The following is a 14,330-nucleotide window of genomic DNA, read 5'->3' as shown; positions in this document are numbered from 1 at the left end:
GTCAGCCGAATTCGAGGGTCAGTTGGAAGTGGTCGGGGTCGAGGAGGCTCACGACATGTTCGACGAAGGAGCCGTCGGCCGCCCGGCTGGTCCGCCGCGTGTCGAGGAACCAGTCACCCGGTTCGCGGCGCAGCAGCTCCGCCTCCCGCCCGTCGATCCGCCGCCCGCTCACCCGCTGCTCACCGTGGTCGGGCCGCAGGCCCGCCCGCAGCATCACCTCGGTCAGCGACTCCTGCCCGAGCCCGCGGGAGGGCAGCTCGCGCACGCCGGGTACGGGCGGCAGAAAGCTGCGTTCGTACGACACGACGACCGCGTCCGCGGCCAGTTCCCGTATCCGCTCCACGCACACGAACTCGGTGGCGTCGAGGCCGAGTTGGCGTGCCAGTCGTTCTTCCCGTCGTTCGTCCACGGCGAGGGTCCGTACCCGGGTGTCGATGCCCTGGGTGGCCAGCGCGTGGGCCCAGCCGAGGCGGTCGTCCAGGGGGCGGCCGTCGAAGAGGACGTAGGAGCCCTTGCCGGTGTGGGTGGCGATGAGGCCGGCCTCGCTGAGTTCGGCGAGGGCCGCGCGGACGGTCGTACGGCTGACTCCGAAGCGTTGGGCCAGGGCGTGTTCGCCGGGGAGTTGTTCGCCGGCGGGGCGGTGGCCGCTGCGGATCTCCTTGGCGAGGACCTCGGTGATCCGCTGGTGTTTGAGCCGGACGGCGGTCATGGCGTCTCCCCGACCGCCTCGGCGACGGTGACCACCCGGATCAGGGGCCGGTAGAGGTCCATGACGTGCAGAGCCTTGGCGTGGGAGTCGTCGTCCACGCCGGCGCAGGCGTCGGCGATGACCAGTACCTCGGCTCCCGCGTCGGCGGCTGCGAGGGCCGTGGACAGGACACAGCAGTCGGTGCTGACGCCGGCGAGGACGAGCCGGCCGGTGGGGCCGACGCGTTCGGCGAGTTCCGGGGTCCACTTGCCGAAGGTGGGCGCGTCCACCAAGTGCCGTGCCCGCGCGGCGAATTCGTCGATCAGTTCCCAGAGGGGGGCGTCCGGGGGCTGGAGGGCGAAGGGCCACTGGTCGTAGTAGGCGCGCCAGGCGCCCTCGGGTTTCTCCGGGGCCAGGAAGCGGGTGAAGGTGACGTGTTCCCCGAAGGCTGGCAGCAGTCGTCGTACGCCTGCCGCCGCCTCGTCGAAGCGTGGGGTGGCCCAGGGACTGTCGGGTTCGGCGAAGACGCGCTGCATGTCGATGACGGCGAGATGGCCGGTCGCGGTGGTCATACGGCGGGCACCGCCTCCGGGCTCGCGGCCTGTTCCTCCTGCCGCCGGACGCGGGCGCGGCCGAGGGCCAGCGTGCCGAGGAAGCCGAGGGCGAGGGCGATCAGGACGCCGAGGTTGGCGTAGGCCCAGGAGCCGGACTTGCCGCCGAGGCCGAGCGGGTCGAGCAGATAGCCCTGCCAACTCAGCCAGCTCGCGGCCGTGTTGGTGACCAGGCCCCAGCCGATCGCGGTGGCGGCGAGGGTGAGGAGAAGGGGCGTGAGCTGGACGTCGCCGTAGCGGCCGGTCGGGCGGTAGAGGTCGCCCTCGTCGTAGTCGCGGCGGCGCAGCATGAGGTCGGCGAGCATGATGCCGCACCAGGCGGCGATCGGGACGCCGAGAGTGGTGAGGAAGCCCATGAACTGGCCGAGGAAGTTGTCGGCGAAGAACACGATGTAGACGGAGCCCGCGATCATCAACACGCCGTCGACGAGCGCGGCGAGATAGCGCGGCACCCGGAGGCCGGCCGACAGCAGGGCCAGGCCGGAGGAGTAGATGTCGAGGACCGCGCCGCCGACCAGGCCGAGGACGGCCACCACGGCGAACGGGACCAGGAACCAGGTGGGCAGGATCGTCGTCAGCGCGCCGATCGGGTCGGCGGCGACCGCCTTGTCGAGCGTGCTGGAGGAACCGGCGAGCAGCAGACCGAAGACCAGCAGGAGCAGCGGGGCGACGGAGGCGCCGAAGGTGGTCCAGCCGATCACGCCTCTGCCGGACGAACTCCGGGGCAGATAACGGGAGTAGTCGGCGGCGGCGTTGACCCAACCGAGGCCGAAGCCGGTCATCATGAACACCAGCGCGCCGATGAACTCCTGTGCGGAGCCCGCCGGTACGGCGCTGACCGTGCTCCAGTGGATGTGGTCGGCGACCAGGCCGATGTAGACGATCGTGAGGACGCCGGTGACGACTGTGATCACGGTCTGGAGCCGCATGATCAGGTCGAAGCCCATGACTCCGCCCACGACGGTCAGCGCGCCGACCAGGATCAGCGCGACGACCTTGGTCTCGGTGCCGCCGCCCCAGCCGAGCCTGCTGAACACGGTCGCGGTGGCCATCGTCGCGAGGGCGGTGAGGACGGTCTCCCAGCCGACGGTGAGGACCCAGGAGATCACCGACGGCAGCCGGTTGCCGCGCACGCCGTAGGCGGCGCGGCTGAGCACCATCGTCGGCGCGGAGCCGCGCTTGCCGGCGACCGCGATGAAGCCGCAGAGCAGGAACGAGAAGACGATCCCGATCACACCGGCGACGAGCGCCTGCCAGAAGGAGATCCCGAAGCCGAGCGCGAAGGCGCCGTAACTCAGGCCCAGGATCGAGACGTTGGCCCCGAACCACGGCCAGAACAGGGTGCGTGGAGTGCCTTTGCGTTCGGCGTCGCCGATCACGTCGAGGCCGTGTGTCTCGACCTGGAGCTGCCGGGACTGGGAAGTCTGGGAATCCGCCATCGTCGACCTACCTGTCTAGACGTGTTCAGTCGAGGCTAGGCGGGGCGGTGAGGGGCGTCAAGGGCGGACCGCTCCCTGTCAGTGGCAGTCGCCGTGGCGGCCCAGGGTCTCCACGGGGATGGCGCCGGGGCGGGTCCACTGCGGTACGGGCCGGCTGGTCCCGCCCCAGGTGGCGTTCCCGTCGGCGTCCGAGCGCCAGTACCAGCAGGCGTCCCGGCCGGGCGGGTAGCCCTCGGGGTTGTCCTGCCATGCCTCGCCGCGGCCGTGGGGCGTCATGTCGAGCAGGGCGAGGGAGCCGTTGACGGGCTCGTTGCCGCGGCCCGTCGTGGAGTAGGTGAGGAAGAGGCGGTCGCCGTCGCGGAGGAAGGCGATGATGTGCCCCATCCCTCCGCCGATCGGCGCGTCCAGGCCCCGCACCGAGTACCAGGGCTCGGTGTAGCCCATGAACTCGACGAAGGGAGCGACCTCGTCCCACGCGCCCGTGGTCAGGACGGCGTACGAGACGCCGCGGGCGTTGAGGTAGACCGCGTCCTTCATGTGCCAGGCCGTGGTGGTGCAGCCCTCGCACTGCCCCTGGTGCGGTGCGTGGTCGTGCCACATGTGCTGGTACACCACAAGTTCGTCGCGCCCCTGGAACAGGTCGAGGAACGGGACCGGTCCATCTGCCCCGACGACCTCGACCTTCCCGTCGAGCTCGACCATCGGCAGCCGCCGCCGGGCCGCGGCGATCGCGTCGCCCTCACGGGTGTGCGCCTTCTCGCGGATCAGCAGCTCGTCGCGCGCCGCGTTCCAGGCGGCCAGGTCTACGACGGGTGGCTTGCCGGGGAGGTCGCTGTTCGCGGTGCCGGGCGGGGTCGTCATGGGGTCCTCCGTGAGGTCTTGTTCCGGGCAGCGTCGTACGACGCACTACGGCGCTCATCGGATGAGACTCCCGGGACGACCGAAACTCATCGCGGCGCCTTGCTCTGTCCGGCTGTTCCGCTCACCGGCACAGCGGGCGACACGTCGGCGAACCGTCCGCAGGCTGTTCCCATCGGTCGGGGCGTCACACGTACCGCACCACGGGTGTCGCGCTTGCGTGATCTCGAAGGGGGCCACCATGGAGTCATCCGGGACACGTCAGGGGCACGGCGAGGCCGCCCACACTCCCCGCGGAGTCCGTCCCCGCACCCGCGACACGTTGGCCCTGCTGAGCGCGGAGTTCGACGGGGTGCACGACGTGTGGCGCTCGGCCGCGGGCACGGTGTGTGTGGCCGGTCCGGAGTCCGCCCGGGCGGTGCTCGGCAACCGGGACGCCGTCGTCGTCGAGGCGTCCGACTTCTACCGGACCCGGCACGGGGACTTCGGGCCCCGTGCGGCGCAGGTCCGGATCGGGCGCTCGGCCCGGGCCCTGATGAGGCGTCATCTGGACGCACGGCGAGCCGAGTTGCCCGGTCTGGTCGCCGGACTCCTCGCGCCCACTGCCGTCTGGCCCGACGCGGGCAACCTGTTCGTCCTGCGCCACCTGCGAGACGTCCTGCTGCACCGGGACGCACCGCCCCAACTGCACGCCACCGTCGGGCAGATCGTCCATCGGGCGGTCCTGGCGGGCGCCCGGCACCGCCACTCGCCGCCGTCCCGACTGCTCTTCCGGCGCCGCGCGCTGAGCTTCCTGCACACCGAAATACACGCCCGGCAGCGGCAGTTGGACCCCACCCACGAGGCACGTGACCTGCTCGACGTCGTCGTGGACGAGAGCGAGCCCGGGGCGAACCCGAAGGATCTCGCCGAGGTGTATCTGTCCTTCCTGTTCGCCGCCGTCGGCTCGGTCGGCTTCGCGCTCGGCTGGTCGGTGTACCTGCTCGGCACGCATCCCGACTCCCTTGCGGCGGAACCGAGTTGGACGGTGCGGGAGACGTTGCGGCTGTGGCCGGTGGCGTGGTTGTTCGCTCGGACGCCGAGCCGTGTGCAGACGCTCGGCGGGGCGGAGGTGACCCCGCGGGACCTCCTCGCCGTATGCACCTACCTGGTGCACCGGCATCCCGGGTACTGGGAGCGGCCGGACGAGTTCGTGCCGGAGCGCTGGGCGGAGACGGTGCCGGACGCGGCGTATCTGCCGTTCGGGCACGGGCCGCACACCTGCGCCGGGGCGACCGTCACGATGCGGCTCCTCGAAGACGTCGTCGAACTGATCACCCGTGACTGGCGGTTGTCGGTCACCCATGACGGCACCGGTCCCCAGGTGGGCCCGGCGCTCGCTCCACCGCGTTTCACCGCGGTGCTGAGCACCCGCACCGGCTGTCCTGGAAGGAGGTGAACGCGTATGCACGCCCTGTATCTCAAGGCGAAGTCCGTCCTCAACATCCGAGGCTCGTACGGACAATTCTGGTACTTGTACCACCACATCTGACCGGCCCGGCGCGGGGAACCACCGAGCGGCCGGCTCCCCGCGCCCCATGAGGGGACGCTCATCATGACCACCCCGCAGCACCCCGAGGACTTCCTGCACGCCATCCGCACGCGCAGCGCCGCCGAGGACGGGATCTTCTGGGTCGACGACACCCGGCTCGGCGTGTTCGAGCCGGAGGCGGCACGCCGGGTCAGCGCCACGAACTGGCGCAGGTTCGTCCTGCCCGACCGGCTGATCGACATGCTGCGGCGGCGGCGCAGTCCCGAGGTGCGGTGGAGCCAGATCCGTTCCGCCTGGCTCACCCAGTTGCACACCCTGGCCACGGCGGAGCACCACGGCAGCCTGATCGACCGCATGGAGCGGATCATCGACGAGCGGCTCGGCGAGGACGTGGACCTGGTCATGCTCACCCAGGACGTGGCGCTGCGGTCCATGCTGCCGGTCGCGCTGTCCGGTCTCACCTCCGGCGAGTCCGAACTGGTCCGCCGTGACCTGGAGATGAAGCTGCTGCGGCTCGTCTCGCCCGAGCCGGCCGGCACGTGGCACCACCTGCGGTTCGTCGTCGTACAGCTGCGGTCCGGGCTCGTGGTGCGCCGGGTGCTGCGGCAGCGCGCGCACGGGAAGCGGGGGCGTGAGCTGGATCTCGCCGATCCGTTCGTCGACCTGTTGCCCCAACTCGGCATGGACCGCGCGCTCGACGTGGTGACCACCGTGCTGACCGCGATCGGCGGGCCGCCGGGCACCGCCGCCGCGAGCCTGCTGTACGAGTTCGTCCGGCACCCCGACTGGCAGCGGCGGCTCACCGAGGAACTGGGCGCCGTGGACCCGGTGGAGTTCCGTACCACGCCGACGCACGCGGCCCCGGTGACCCACCGGTTCGTCAAAGAGGTGCTGCGTCTGTGGAGCCCGCCGCTGCTGCTGGTCCGACGGAACGACTTCCCCTTCGACTTCGGCAAGACCCGCCTGGAGCCCGGCGATTGGTATCTGCTGAGCCCGCATCTGATCCACCGTGACGAACGGGTCTGGAAGCGGCCGGACGTCTTCGACCCGGACCGTTTCCTGCCGGGCGCGCCGCACGGGCCGGCGGACCGTACCTGTTATGTGCCGTTCGGCTGGGCGCCCAAGAAGTGCGTCGGCGCCAACATCGGGACCGTCCAACTGATGGGCCTGTGCCATCTGTTGTGCACCCGCTACCGGCTGACCGTCGAGCACCCCGAGAAGCTCACGATGGCGCTCCGCTTCGCCCCGGTCCCGGAGGGTTTCCGCGGGCGTCTCGCCCTGCGGTAGCGAAACCTCTGCGGCGTCCGCTCGTTGAGCCTTCGTCTCGGAACTCCCGCGAAATTGTCCGTGATCAGTAACAGCCGGATCCTTCCGCGCCTTTACACCGTCCTGACGAGTGCACGGAGTCGATCAACAGCACAAGGAACAGGGCTGACATGGCGCGGCACAGCGGGCGAGGATGGTACGGCCGGGTACTCACGGCGGCAGTTGGGGTGACTGCGGTGGCTGCGGCCACCTCGGTGTGGACCGCGCAGGCCGGTGTCGTCGACGCCCGGGGCGCGGCGCATCCCTCCGCCTCCGGTTCGGCCCCCGCCCGGGCCACCGTGTCGGAGGAGATCGTGCACGCCTCCGACAAGGGCGCCCACGGCGTCAACATCACCATCGACGACGGGCCGGACCCGACCTGGACGCCTGAGGTGCTCCAGGTCCTGCGGGAGAACGGCGTGAAGGCCACCTTCTGCATGGTGGGCACGCAGGCCGAGGCCCACCCCGACCTGGTCAAGGCGGTCGTGGCGGCCGGGCACCGGCTGTGCGACCACACGGTCTCGCACGACACCACGATGGACAAGAAGTCCGATGCCTACCAGTCGCAGGAGATCCTGAACGCCGCGAGCATGATCACCAAGGCGTCCGGGGGTGTCCGGCCGCAGTACTACCGTGCGCCGGGCGGCGCCTTCACGCCGTACAGCCGGCATCTCGCCGCCTCGCAGGGGATGCGCCCGCTGGGCTGGAACGTCGACTCCAAGGACTTCGAACTCCCGGGCACGGACGCCATCATCGCCACCGTCAAGAGCGAACTGTCCAACGGGCCGACGATCCTGTTCCACGACGCCGGCGGCGACCGCGCGCAGACCGTGGCCGCGCTGCGCGAGATCCTGCCGTGGCTGAAGCAGCAGGGCTATTCGTTCGGGTTCCCGGTGCGCTGAACGGTGCATTGAACTGTGCGCTGAACCGTGCGCTGAATTGGCGTTCGCCGTTTTTCGGGTGACGAATATGTGTGGGAAATGTGGTAACGGCCCGCGAGGTGGCGGTATTTAACCGTGTCAGTGCCGATTCGCGCTGCTGTCGGTTCCCGATGAAGGCTTGCGGCGATATCAGGCGTGCAGTAACTACGTGACACATGAACCTGTTCAACCGTGCTGCGCCCCTCCGCCGCCCGGCACCCCCGGCCACCGCCCCGCAACGCCCCGCCGCCCCACCGGCCTTCACCTCCTCCGGCCTGCCCGATCCCGCCCTGGCGGCGCTGACCGGAGAGTGGATGATCGACCCCGCGCACAGCCGGATCGGCTTCTCCGTCCGGCACGCGATGGTGACGACCGTGCGCGGGTCTTTCGCCGAATACAAAAGCCGGCTGTACTTCGACGGCCGCAACCCCGCCCGTTCGCAAGCCGAGATCGTGGTGTCCACCGGCAGCGTCGACACCGGCGTGGAACAACGCGACGGCCACTTGGTCGGCCGCGACTTCCTGGACTCCGCCACCTTCCCGCGGATGCGCTTCGCGAGCACCGCGGTGCAAATGGCGGGCAACGATGTCTACCGCATGCTCGGCGACCTCACCATCAAGGAAACGACCCGTCCCGTCGTCCTGGAACTCACCTATATCGGTCACGTCACCGACCCGTTCGGCGTCGAACGCGTCGGCTTCGACGGCACCACCACCATCGACCGCTCCGACTGGGGTCTGACCTACAACTCCCGGCTGGCCGAGGGGGGTGCGATGGTGAGCGAGAAGGTGCGGCTCCAGTTCGACATCGCGGCGATCCGTACGATGCCGGCCGCCTGACGGAACGTTTGCTCGCCCGGACGCCGTGTCGCTGCGTGCCGGGCGAGTCGTGTGTTTCCTCGTACTGCGATGTGCGGTGCCCCTACCGGGTGACGAGACGGCCGCCGACGATCGTGTGGACGGGGTTCAGGTCGCGCAGGGCGTCGCTCGGACAGTCGGCGGGGTCCTGGTCCCAGACGGCGAGGTCCGCCAGGCGGCCCGGGGCGAGGGCGCCGCGCAGGTCCTGATCGCCGCACAGGCGGGCCGCGTTGACGGTGTGCAGGGTGAGGGCCTCGGCGTAGGTGATGGCGTGTTCGGGGCCCTTGACGCCGATGACGGTCTGACGGGTGGTCATGCCGTAGACGGAGCGCATCGCGCCGAACCGGCCCACGGGGAAGTCCGATCCGGCGCTGACCTGGGCGCCCAGGTCGATCCAGCCGCGGGCGGGGAAGAGGCGGGCGACGCGTTCCGGGCCCCAGAAGCCCTCCTCCACCTCGGCGGTGTCGTGCAGCAGCGGCTGCTGGATGGTGACGGGGATGCCCAACTCGACGGCGCGGGCGCGCTGTTCGGGACCGGCGAGGCCCCCGTGCTCCATCACCAGCGTGCCGGCGGGCAGGCCGGGGTTGCGGGCGAGGACGCGCTCGTAGACGTCCAGGAGGGTGCGGACCGCGCGGTCGCCGTAGGCGTGGGTGCCGACCCGCCAGCCGCGGCGGACCACGGCCTCGACGGCCTCGACCAGCGCGTCGGGCTCCCAGATCAGCGTCCCGGAGAAGGCGTGGTCACAGGCGTACGGCTCCTCGGTGGCGCCGGCTTCGAGGCCGCCGTCGAGCCCGAACTTCACGCCCCACACCCGCAGCCACGGATCGGAGCTGTCACGCCAGGCCTCCATGACGTCGAGCAGGTCCTCCACCTGGGCCGCGCTGGTCATGCCGAGCGCCGAGATCAGGGCGCGGATCCGGGTGCTGAGGGCGCCGGCCTCGCGGGCGGCGAGGAGAACGGCGTAGTCCTCGGGGGTGACCGCGCAGTCGCGGACGGTGCCGATGCCGGTGGCGGCGTACTGGGCGGACGCCAGGCGCAGTCCGTCGACCCGCTGGGCCCGGTCCGGCGCCGGGACCAGGCGCTCCACCAGGCGGTCGACGAAGCAGACTGTCGGATCGCGGCCGCAGCTCGTTCGCTGACCGGCGACACACCGGCCGTCATTGACAAGCCGATTCCGCACCGGTTGTCATGAACACATGCCGAAATATCCGGGGCCCCGACGTACCCGCCTCACCCACCGATCCACCTGCCCCGCCCTCGGCTCCCGTTGTGCTCCGTCCCTGGACTCGTCGTGGAAGTACGGTCATTGACCGGGCGCCGCGAGCTGCTCGACACCGCCCGGGCAGAGTTGACGATCCGTCACGGAGTGCTTCTGTACGGTCCCGCCGTGATCGGCAAGTCCGTGCTGGTGGCCGCCCTCGTGGCGTCCTCGGCCGCTCATGTCCAGCCTGCCGGAACGGTGTTGTACTGCTCCCCCGCCGAGGGGGACGCCCGGCTCCCGTTCGCCGGTCTCGTCGACCTGTTCGCACGGGTGCCGGACAGCTGCCTGGCGGCCCTCGCACCCGAACCCCGAATCGCGTTGCGGGCAGCCCTGTTGCACGGCCTGGAACCGGACGGCGACCGGGACCGGCTCGCGATCCGCGTCGCCGTTCTCGACGTGCTGCGCGCCCTCGCCGCCACCGGCCCCGTGCTGCTGGTCCTCGACGGCCTCCAGTGGCTCGACGAGCCGACCGCCGAGGTGCTCGCCTTCGCCGTACGCCGTGTCGAGGGCCTCGACGTGCGGGTGGTGGCGGCCGAGCGGGTGGCCGAGGACGAGCAGCCCGAACGGCCGCAGTGCTGCCCGCCCGGCGCCGTCGAACTGCCGGTTCCGCCCTTGACGGACGACGAGGTGGCGCGGCTTCTGCACGCCGACCTGCCACCGGCGGTACTGCGAGCCGTCCAGGACACCGCCGCCGGAAACCCTTGGTACGCACTGGAGTTGGGGCGGGCGGCCCCGCGCGACGGTGCGGCCGTCGGCCTCGGCCGGCCACTGCCCGTACCCCGACGGCTGCGCACCCTGCTCCTGGACCAGGTGCGCACGCTGCCCGAGTCCGCGCGCCGCACCCTCCTCGTCACGAGCGCCGCCGCTCGCCCCACCCTCACGCTGCTGCGCGCCGCCGGGTTGCACGACCCCGCCGCTGACCTCGCGGAGGCGGAACGGCTCGGCGTCGCGACGGCCCACGCCGACGGGACCGTACGGTTCCGGCATCCGCTGATGCGGGCCGCCGTCTACGCCGACGCTCCGGAGCACGACCGCCGCCAGGCGCACGCGCTGCTGGCCCGTGCGGTCGCCGAACCCGTGGAGCAGGCCCGGCACTTGGCGCTCGCCCACCCGTACGAGGACGAGACCACGGCCCGCACGCTGATGTCCGCGGCCGAGTGCGCCCGTCGGGACGGCGCGCCCGACGCCGCCTTCGAGCTGGCCGGGCTCGCGGCCCGGCGCACGCCCGGCGACCGTCTCACCGAGCGCGCCGACCGGTTGCTGGCGGCGGCCGAATACGCGTGTGACGCCGGGCAGTTGGAGGAGGCGGGGCAGGCGGCCGAGACCGTTCTGGCCGGGTCGGGCTCCGCACGACAGCGGGTGCGGGCGCGGCTGGTCCTGCTGCGCAATGCCGGGCAGGCGTTGAAGGGTGCCCATGCCCTGATCGATGAGGGGCTCCGGGACGCCGCCGGCGACCCGGAGGCCGAGGCATGGCTGCACCACTGGGCAGCCGTACGGGGCCTGCTGTGCGGGGAGTTGGAGGACGCGGCCCGGCATGCCCGGCGCGCCGCCCGGCAGGCGGCCTTGGCCGGTGACACGGAGACCCGGATCGGGGCGCTCGCCACTCTCGCCCGGGTGCGTTCCCTGGGCGGTGAACCGGTCGCCGCCGACGTCGCGTTGGAGGAGGCGCTCGCGCTGGCCGGTGGCGCCGGCGCCGGGCCGGAGAGCTGGGGGCTGATCCGGATGCGGGCGATCCTCGCCCTGGACTCCGACAAGGTCACCGAGGCCCAGGAACGGGTCACCGAACTCCTCGCGGAGATCGGGGAGTTCGCCGGGGTCGAGGAGGTCATGGCGACCCTGGTGGCCCTGACCCGGATCCAAGTACGCGCCGGACACTGCCGGGAGGCCCTGAACACCGCCGCCCGCTGCACACGCGCCGTGGCCGAGACGGGCGTACAGACGGCTCCGGCGCTGTACGCGGCGGCGCTCGCCGCGACCGCGGGCGGCACCGCCGACGAGGCCCGGCAGCTCGCCGGGCAGGCGGTGCGGGCCTCGGATGCGGACGGCGACCGGCTGTTCCTGCTGCGGGCGCTGGCGGTGCTGGGGCAGGCCGAGTTGCTCGCCGGCGACCCGCGCGGAGCGGCGGCAGCGGTCGAGGCGCTGCAACGCGCCAAGGAACTCGGCGCGGCCATGTCCGCCGCCGACCCGCCCCTGCTGCACTGGTACAGCGATCTGGCCGAGGCCCTGGTCGTGCTGGGCGAGACAGACGCGGCCGGGGCCGTGATCGACGAGGCCCGGAAGCGGGTGTCCGTCGATGCGCCCGGCAGTGTCCTGGCCGCTCTGGAACGGGCGGAAGGGCTGCGCGAGGCCGGGCTCGGCCGGGCGAAGGAGGGGGCGGTACGGCTGCGGGCCGCCGTGGACCGACTGCGTCAACTCCCGTTGCCCGTAGACCTGGTGCGCACTCTGATCGCGCTCGGCGCGGTCGAACGCCGGGCCCGTCACCGGAACGCGGCACGCACCGCTCTCGGCGAGGCATGGGACACGGCGACGCGGATCGGCGCCGTTCCGCTGGCCGCGCGGGCCGGGGACGAACTGGCCCGTCTGGAGGCCGGCGACCGGGACGGTGAGGGGCGTCCCGAACTCACGCCCACAGAAGCGCGGGTGGCCGAACTGGTCGGCGGCGGGGCCACCAACCGGGAGGTCGCCGCCGAGCTGTTCATCAGCGTCAAGACGGTCGAGGGCACCCTGTCGCGGGTCTACCGCAAGGTCGGCGTCCGCTCGCGTACCGCGCTCGCCCACGCGATGGCGGTCGCCGTCATCGCGTCCGGCGCGGCGACCGTGAGCGTCGGCGACGACGACCAACAGCAGCTCACCGCACAGGCGGTGACGATCAGTCAGCCCGGCCGGGTGCGGACTCCCCGCGCGCTCGACAACCGCCGCTGACCTGTCGTCCGCGGTTTTGCATGCAATCCGCGGTTCACGTGACACGCGTAGTTAACACGTAACGCAAGGGTTCCCCCGCTTATGCGGGTGGGGCTGATGTTCCTACGGTGAAGCCGCTCCCTTCCGGGACAGCAACCCCCCACTCCTCGGAGGATCTCCGTGACGTCACGCCTGAAGCTGGTCGGCCTGGTCGCCGTACCGGCTCTGCTCGCCGCCGCCGTCCCCAGCGCCTACGCCGCCGCCCAGCCGCACACAACTCGCGCCGCCATCGCGGGAGATGTCCTCAAGGGCCTGAACCACGACGCGGCCCGCACCGGCGCCGTCTCCGCCGCCAAGCGCATATCGGTGGCCATCAGCCTGACCCCGAGAAGCGACAAGACGCTCGACACCTTCGTCGCCAACGTCAGTAATCCGCGGTCGAGTTCCTACGGCCACTATCTGACGAAGGCCCAGTTCGCGGCCCGGTTCGGCCGGACCGACGCCGAGGTGAAGCAGGTCAAGGAGTACCTGCGCGCCCAGGGTCTCACCGTCGGCAAGGTCCACTCGGGCAACCTGCTGGTCGACGCCAGCGGCACCGCCGCCCAGTTGGAGAAGGCCTTCGGCACCAAGCTGTCGACGTGGAAGGACGCCAAGTCGGGCCGCGCCTTCTACGCCAACGAGACCGCGCCGACCCTGCCGACCGGCATCGCCGACCTCGTCAGCGACGTGACCGGCCTCAACAACCGCGCCCAGCTGCACCACCAGGCGTCCTCCGCCGTCAACCCGCACAACGGCCCCGGCGGCGGCTACACCCCGGCCCAGATCAAGGGCGGCTACAGCGTCTCCGGTACGTACACCGGCAGCGGGCAGAAGATCGCGCTGCTGGAGTTCGACGGCTTCCAGCAGGCCAACATCACCAAGTACGACACCAACTACAGCCTGGGCTCGCCCACTCCGACCGTGTCGAAGGTGGACGGCGGTTCCGGCGCGCTCGGTGACGGTCAGGTCGAGGTCGAGCTCGACATCGAGGTCCTGCACGCGATCGCCCCGAAGGCGAACGTCACCGTCTTCGAGGGCCCCAACTCCGACGCCGGTGAGGTCGACACCTACCAGGCCATCGTCGACAGCGGCATCCCGACCACCTCGATCAGCTGGGGTGCCTCCGAGAGCCAGCGCACCACCTCCAACATCAACGCCGTGGACGCCGTCTTCAAGGCGGGCGCGGCCGAGGGCCTCGGCTTCTACGCGGCCTCCGGCGACGACGGATCGGACGACGCGGGCGACGGCACCACCACCGTCGACTACCCGGCCAGCGACCCGTACGTCACGGGCGTCGGCGGTACGACGCTGACCGTCACCTCCGCCAACGCGTGGAGCAAGGAAACGGCCTGGTCGGGCGGTGGCGGCGGCAAGTCCTCCGTCTTCAAGATCCCGAGCTGGCAGACCGCGGTGCAGAAGACCGCGGGCGGCGGCTACCGGCAGGTCCCCGACGTGTCGGCGCTCGCGAACCCGAGCCCCGGCGTCTCGATCTACTCGCAGGGCAGCTGGGGCACGGTCGGCGGCACCAGCGCCGCCGCGCCCGAGTGGGCGGCCTTCGGCGCGCTCTACAACCAGCAGGCCGCGGCGGCCGGCAAGGCCAACCTCGGCTTCGCCAACCCCGCGCTCTACACGGCGAAGGGCACCGGCTTCCACGACATCACCAGTGGCAGCAACGGCGCCTACTCCACCGCCACCGGCTGGGACTTCACCAGCGGCTGGGGTTCGTACAACGCCGCGACCCTGGCGACCAAGCTGCTCGGCTGACCGCCTGTAGCTGAACACCGATGAGTGAAGCGCGGGGCGGGTGCGCTTACCCGCCGCCCCCTGCAGGGACCGGGACATTCCCGTGCGGGGGGCCGCGGGGTCGAACCTGCCCCTCCCCCGCCCACCGGCAGCGGGCGCGGACAAAACCCCGAACCA

The 14,330-nt window shown here is 71.5% G+C and carries 11 protein-coding genes; 6 read left to right on the top strand and 5 right to left on the bottom strand.

Translation table 11 applies throughout. The annotated features are described in order from the left end of the window. Position 1 precedes the first annotated feature (1 nt). From ACFWP5_RS25670 to ACFWP5_RS25655, 4 genes are all read right to left on the bottom strand, one after another. Positions 2 to 709 (bottom strand): GntR family transcriptional regulator, encoded by a 708-nt coding sequence (locus ACFWP5_RS25670; protein ID WP_384160982.1) that lies wholly within the window; start codon positions 707 to 709, stop codon positions 2 to 4. After that, positions 706 to 1,260 carry a cysteine hydrolase family protein gene (locus ACFWP5_RS25665; RefSeq protein ID WP_384160979.1) on the bottom strand — a complete coding sequence of 185 codons (555 nt, stop codon included), beginning with the start codon at positions 1,258 to 1,260 and terminating at the stop codon, positions 706 to 708. Before ACFWP5_RS25665 ends, ACFWP5_RS25670 begins: the two co-directional genes overlap by 4 nt. Continuing rightward, positions 1,257 to 2,738, bottom strand: a complete 1,482-nt coding sequence (locus tag ACFWP5_RS25660; protein ID WP_384160977.1) for a purine-cytosine permease family protein — start codon at positions 2,736 to 2,738, stop codon at positions 1,257 to 1,259. Before ACFWP5_RS25660 ends, ACFWP5_RS25665 begins: the two co-directional genes overlap by 4 nt. Before the next feature lie 78 nt (positions 2,739 to 2,816). After that, on the bottom strand, positions 2,817 to 3,599 hold the full coding sequence (locus ACFWP5_RS25655; RefSeq protein ID WP_384160974.1) for a DUF899 family protein: 783 nt from the start codon (positions 3,597 to 3,599) through the stop codon (positions 2,817 to 2,819). Positions 3,600 to 3,837: 238 nt separating this feature from the next. On the opposite strand from ACFWP5_RS25655, the gene ACFWP5_RS25650 reads away from it, so the two are divergent. From ACFWP5_RS25650 to ACFWP5_RS25635, 4 genes are all read left to right on the top strand, one after another. Then, positions 3,838 to 5,034: a cytochrome P450 gene (locus ACFWP5_RS25650; protein ID WP_384160971.1), complete on the top strand. Its 1,197-nt coding sequence runs from the start codon at positions 3,838 to 3,840 to the stop codon at positions 5,032 to 5,034. 156 nt (positions 5,035 to 5,190) lie between these two features. Next, the gene (locus ACFWP5_RS25645; protein WP_384160968.1) at positions 5,191 to 6,414 is read left to right on the top strand and encodes a cytochrome P450; all 1,224 of its coding nucleotides are present in this window, start codon (positions 5,191 to 5,193) and stop codon (positions 6,412 to 6,414) included. A 149-nt stretch (positions 6,415 to 6,563) separates the two neighbouring features. Continuing rightward, the gene (locus tag ACFWP5_RS25640; RefSeq protein ID WP_384160964.1) at positions 6,564 to 7,334 is read left to right on the top strand and encodes a polysaccharide deacetylase family protein; all 771 of its coding nucleotides are present in this window, start codon (positions 6,564 to 6,566) and stop codon (positions 7,332 to 7,334) included. A gap of 194 nt (positions 7,335 to 7,528) precedes the next feature. Continuing rightward, positions 7,529 to 8,191, top strand: a complete 663-nt coding sequence (locus ACFWP5_RS25635) for a YceI family protein (RefSeq protein WP_384160961.1) — start codon at positions 7,529 to 7,531, stop codon at positions 8,189 to 8,191. Between the two features lie 82 nt (positions 8,192 to 8,273). Here the strand turns inward: ACFWP5_RS25635 and ACFWP5_RS25630 are convergent, their stop codons facing one another. Continuing rightward, positions 8,274 to 9,296 (bottom strand): amidohydrolase, encoded by a 1,023-nt coding sequence (locus ACFWP5_RS25630; RefSeq protein ID WP_384160958.1) that lies wholly within the window; start codon positions 9,294 to 9,296, stop codon positions 8,274 to 8,276. A 204-nt stretch (positions 9,297 to 9,500) separates the two neighbouring features. Between ACFWP5_RS25630 and ACFWP5_RS25625 the strand changes: the two genes are divergently transcribed. After that, positions 9,501 to 12,392 carry an AAA family ATPase gene (locus tag ACFWP5_RS25625; protein ID WP_384160955.1) on the top strand — a complete coding sequence of 964 codons (2,892 nt, stop codon included), beginning with the start codon at positions 9,501 to 9,503 and terminating at the stop codon, positions 12,390 to 12,392. Between the two features lie 159 nt (positions 12,393 to 12,551). Continuing rightward, a complete protein-coding gene (locus ACFWP5_RS25620) occupies positions 12,552 to 14,174 on the top strand; it encodes a protease pro-enzyme activation domain-containing protein (RefSeq protein ID WP_384160952.1) in 1,623 nt (540 codons plus the stop codon). Positions 14,175 to 14,330: the final 156 nt, after the last annotated feature.

Source organism: Streptomyces sp. NPDC058469 (assembly GCF_042721125.1).
Classification (GTDB): Bacteria; Actinomycetota; Actinomycetes; order Streptomycetales; family Streptomycetaceae; genus Streptomyces.
Note: the sequence above shows the minus strand (reverse complement) of the source record. Positions and strands in the feature narration are given on the sequence as shown.